Source organism: Promineifilum sp. (SeqCode) (assembly GCF_041918635.1).
Classification (GTDB): domain Bacteria; phylum Chloroflexota; class Anaerolineae; order Promineifilales; family Promineifilaceae; genus Promineifilum.
The window spans coordinates 1-4,453 of the sequence record NZ_JAYRVJ010000380.1; the positions used below are offsets into that span (position 1 = coordinate 1).

At 65.9% G+C, this 4,453-nt stretch carries 4 protein-coding genes; 1 reads left to right on the plus strand and 3 read right to left on the minus strand.

The features are described 5' to 3' along the window. Nucleotides 1–252 precede the first annotated feature (252 nt). Complete coding sequence (aroQ, locus tag ACE3UY_RS11985; protein WP_374687755.1) at nucleotides 253–687, minus strand: type II 3-dehydroquinate dehydratase; 435 nt, start codon at nucleotides 685–687, stop codon at nucleotides 253–255. 65 nt (nucleotides 688–752) lie between these two features. Further along, nucleotides 753–2,390, minus strand: coding sequence for a 3-dehydroquinate synthase (gene aroB / locus ACE3UY_RS11990; RefSeq protein WP_374687756.1), 1,638 nt, complete (start codon nucleotides 2,388–2,390; stop codon nucleotides 753–755). 136 nt (nucleotides 2,391–2,526) lie between these two features. Here aroB and ACE3UY_RS11995 point away from each other — a divergent pair, with 136 nt between their 5' ends. Further along, nucleotides 2,527–3,249, plus strand: coding sequence for an SIMPL domain-containing protein (locus ACE3UY_RS11995; RefSeq protein ID WP_374687757.1), 723 nt, complete (start codon nucleotides 2,527–2,529; stop codon nucleotides 3,247–3,249). 67 nt (nucleotides 3,250–3,316) lie between these two features. Here ACE3UY_RS11995 and holA read toward each other — a convergent pair whose 3' ends face one another. Then, complete coding sequence (gene holA / locus ACE3UY_RS12000) at nucleotides 3,317–4,279, minus strand: DNA polymerase III subunit delta (protein ID WP_374687758.1); 963 nt, start codon at nucleotides 4,277–4,279, stop codon at nucleotides 3,317–3,319. Nucleotides 4,280–4,453: the final 174 nt, after the last annotated feature.

The following is a 4,453-nucleotide window of genomic DNA, read 5'->3' on the forward strand; positions in this document are numbered from 1 at the left end:
ACTCGTTGCTGCCTGGATGGCATCGCTGTCCCCCCAGCGTTCGCCGTCTCATCGAACCCTGATCGTTGCCAACGTCGCACAGCATCGTCATCTCATCGCTCGGCCCTGGTAGCATCAACGTGTCATCGCGTATTCACCGACCCCATATCGCAATTACGGGATAAAAACAAAAGAAAGACCGGGTTTAACGACCCGGTCTTTTCTTTTTGTTCGTAGTCAGGCGATTCATCGCCTGACTACGAACCGCTTGCGTTAGTCCAGCAGGTGATCCAACAACGCCATCAACCCCAATCGGTAGCTGCGCCAGCCGAAGCCGCTGATCTGCCCGATACACACCGGCGCGATAACCGACTTGTGCCGGAACGCCTCGCGGGCATAGACGTTCGACAGATGCACTTCCACCGCCGGCAGCCCGACCGCGGCGATGGCGTCGCGCAGGGCGTAGCTGTAGTGGGTAAACGCGCCGGGGTTAATCAGGATGCCCTGCCCCCAGATACGCGCGTCGTGGATGGCATCGATGAGCACCCCCTCGTGGTTCGACTGCATGATGCGCAGTTCCGTCTGGGTCTTCGTCGCCTGCTCGATCAGCGCCTCGTTGATCTCCGCCAGCGTCCACCGGCCGTATACCTCCGGCTCCCGCTGCCCCAACAGATTCAAGTTCGGCCCGTGTAGGACGAGGATTCGCATGGGTTCTCCTTACAGTGGTCAGTGGTAGGGGCAGGTTTCAAACCCGCCCATACCACTGACCGCTCTTATGCGCGCACTGCCTCTAACGCTTCCATCACCGCCTCGGGCGGCACGCGGTCGCTGACGAAGACGTCGCCCACGTCGTGGATGAGCACGAAGCGCAACCGCCCGGCGCGCTTCTTTTTGTCAGTTCCCATGGCCGCGTAGAGCGTCGCCGGGTCGAGCGACGGCGGGATGTGCGTCGGCAGGCCCAGGCGCGCCAGCGTCATTTCGACCAGCTTGGGCAGCGAGGGCGGGCACTCCTCCAGCGCCGCCGACAGGTGCGCCGCCGCGACCAGACCCATCGCCACTGCGTCACCGTGACGGACGCGGTAGCCGGAAACCTGCTCCACCGCATGGCCGAAGGTGTGGCCCAGGTTGAGCACGGCCCGCCGCCCGGCCTCATACGGGTCTTCCTCTACCACGTCCCGCTTGACCCGTATAGCCTGCGTCACCAGCGATTGCAGCCCCATCCGCAGCAGCCGGTCTTCGGCGATCTGGCGCGGGTTGATGGCCCACTCTTCCATCAGCAGCCGCTGCCAGAGCACCGGGTCGGCGATCAGCCCGTGCTTGGCGACCTCGGCCAGCCCGGCGGTGAACTCGCCCGGCGGCAGCGTTGCCAGCGCGCCCACATCGGCCAGCACGGCGCGCGGCTGCTTGAACGCGCCGACCAGGTTCTTGCCCTGTGGCAGATCCACGCCCGTCTTGCCGCCGATGCTGGCATCCACCATCGCCAGCAGGCTCGTCGGGCAGAGCACGAAGTCGACGCCGCGCAGGTAGGTGGCGGCGACGAAGCCGGCCACGTCCCCCACCACGCCGCCGCCCAGCGCCAGGATCGTCGTGTGCCGGTCCAGCCCGGCGGCCAGCAGCCCGTCGTAGAGGGCGCGGACGGTGTCGAGGTGCTTGTGCTGTTCGCCGGCGGGCATCGTTAGAGTGGGCAGGTCATTGGAGAAACCGAGTTTCTCGAAGAAACTCGGTTTCTGGATGCGCCCGGCGTGCAGCGGCCCGACGACGCTGTCGGTGATGATGGCCGCCGGGCCATCCACCCCGGCCAGCGCCAGCACGCCGGCTAGCAGGTTTTCGCCGACGATGACGTTGTACGTCCCGCCGGGGTGGCGCACGGGCAGCGTCTCGCGCAGCCCGCCGGCCAGCGCCGCCGCGATGTCGTCAGCGACCTGCTCGGCCGTCCGGCCATCGGTGGGCACGGCGCGGAAGCGGGCGTAGGCGGCAGCGCGCTGTTGCAGAAGGGCGCGCACGCGGGCCGGGGCGTCGTCACCGGCCAGCAAGGGGCGCTTGGTCTCGTCGGCGGCCACACGGGCCATGATCTCGGCCGGGTCAGCCGTCAGGCACAGGACGGGGCCGCTGCGCCCCAGTGTGGCGGCGTTATCGGGGTCGAGCATGAGCCGGCCGCCGGAGGCGATGACCAGGCCGCGCTCCTGCGATAACTCGTCAGCCGCGCGCGCCTCCCACTCGCGGAAGCGCCCCTCGCCTTCCTCGCGGAAGATGTCGGCGATGGCGCGGCCAGCGCGGGCGACGATCCACTCATCGGTGTCCACAAAGGGCCGGCCCAGGCGCTCGGCCAGCAGCCGGCCGACGGTCGTCTTGCCCGTGCCCATGAAGCCGGTTAGGATGATGTTGTCGGTAGTGGGCATCGCGTCAGTCATGTACCCCGATTATCCACCAATTTGCCACGCAGCGGGAACCAATCCGGAAAACAAGGCGTCTCATTATCAGTACCATCGGTATGGAAGGAGTATGATGATGTTGAACGAAATGTTGAACAAGAAGAGTGCAATCGCTATGTTGTTTGTCCTGGTGCTCGGTCTGGCGCTGGCGGCCTGCAACGCGGCCCCGGGCGGCCAGGCAGCCGCTCCTGCCCAGCAGGCGGCCGTCAGCGGCAACGGCATCACCGTCGTCGGTCAGGGCACGGCTTTCGGCCAGCCCGACCAGGCGACCGTGATCGTCGGCGTCGATTCCTTCGCCCCGTCGGTGGGCGAGGCGACGACGCAGAACCAGACCACGCTCGACCGGGTGATGGCCGCTCTGGCCGAGGCCGGCATCGCCGATGAGGACATCCAGACGACCAACTACTCGCTCTACGCTGAGCAGATCTACGGCGAGAAGGGGCCGGAGGGTATTGCCGGTTACCGCGTCAGCAACCAGGTGAACGTCAAGATTCGCGATCTGGCTATCATCAGCGACGTGTTGAGCGCCGTCACCGAGGCGGGCGCGAACGCCATCTACGGCGTCAACTTCTCCGTGGCCGACCCGGCCGCGCTGGAAGCGGAAGCCCGCGCCAACGCCATGGCCGACGCCGCCAAGCGCGCCGCGTCTCTGGCCGAACTGGGCAACGTGACGTTGGGCGAGGTGCGGGTGATCAGCGAAGTCGTCGGCCAGCCGATCACGCCCCTCGGTCTGGGCGGCGGCATGGCTGTGGCCGAATCGGCCATCGCCAACCCCGGCATCTCCCCTGGGCAATTGAGCTACCAGGTGCAGGTGCAGGTGACGTATAGTATTCAGTAAGCAGTAAGAAGTAAGCAGTAGGTCGGTCTCGTGACTAGCGACTGACCTACTGCTTACTTCTTACTGCTCACTGCTCCACCGTCAACCCCGCCACCAACAAGTGCAGCGCCGTCAGCAAGTCGGCCCGGCCGGTCTTGGCCTCCACGTCGATCTCCAGCAAGCGGCGGTAGATGTGCTCTAACTGTGACAGGCTGTAGCCGCGAGCCTGCCGGACCAGCTTGTCGGCCACGAAGATCGGGACGTGAAGTTGCGCGGCCACGCCCGCTGGCCGTTCTCCCCCATCCAGCAGCGCCCGCGTCTGGATGAGCAGCCGGAACTGGCGGATGATCATCGAGAAGAGCAGGAACGGCTCCGCCCCCTCGTTCAGCTTCTCCTGGAACAGCTTGGCCGCCGCGACCGCCTGCCGGCCGCCGATGGCGTCCATCAGGGGGAAGATGCTGGCCTCGGCCGCGTCGGGCGACAGCAGTTGCACGTCGGCCGCCTCGATGGTCGCGCCCGGCCCGCGGTAGAGCGTCAGCTTCTCGATCTCGTTGCTGAGCGCCTGGAGGTTGCCGCCGCCGACGTGCTCCGCCAGCAGGTGGGCCGCCTGAGGAGCGATGCGCCCGCCCTTGTCCGCCGCGCGCGCCTGAATCCAGCGGTCTAGGTCGTTGTCCTTCAGGGGCTGGAATTGGCGCACCTCGCCGATCTTCTGTTTCGCCGCCAGCCGGATGATGCGGTGGCTGTCGGTCAATGCCTGGGCTTCCAGGAAGAAGAGGCGCGTCGTGAGCGGCAGCGCCGGCAGATAAGCCTCCAGCTTGTCCATGAACGCCTTGTCGGGCACGGTGACGAAGAGGTCTTGCACGATGACCACGCGCGCCGGGGCCAGGAAGGGCATGGCGTCGCACGCCCCTTGCAGCTCGGCAAAGCTGACGCGGCTGGCCAGGCGCGTCGTGTTGAGCGACAACATGTCGGCATCGCCCAGCTTGGCCAGCTCGGCGGCGAGCGCCTCACGCTGGCGGTAGGTGTCGGGGCCGTGGAAGAGGTAGAACATAAAATTATGAATTATGAATTATGAATTACGAACCCGGAACGCAGGTCCATTCATAATTCATAATTCCTAATTCATAATTGTTTGTCCGCCGGTGGTGCGGATGAAGTACGCGCTGGGGCGCAAGTCGGGGTTGCCGCCGGTCAGGAGCAGGTGGAAAAGGCGGGTAAGGAGCGA

Coding starts and splice junctions, on each gene's coding strand:
- aroQ (WP_374687755.1), bottom strand. CDS start 687: ATGCGAATCCTCGTCCTACACGGGCCGAACTTGAATCTGTTGGGGCAG.
- aroB (WP_374687756.1), bottom strand. CDS start 2,390: ATGACTGACGCGATGCCCACTACCGACAACATCATCCTAACCGGCTTC.
- ACE3UY_RS11995 (WP_374687757.1), top strand. CDS start 2,527: ATGTTGTTTGTCCTGGTGCTCGGTCTGGCGCTGGCGGCCTGCAACGCG.
- holA (WP_374687758.1), bottom strand. CDS start 4,279: ATGTTCTACCTCTTCCACGGCCCCGACACCTACCGCCAGCGTGAGGCG.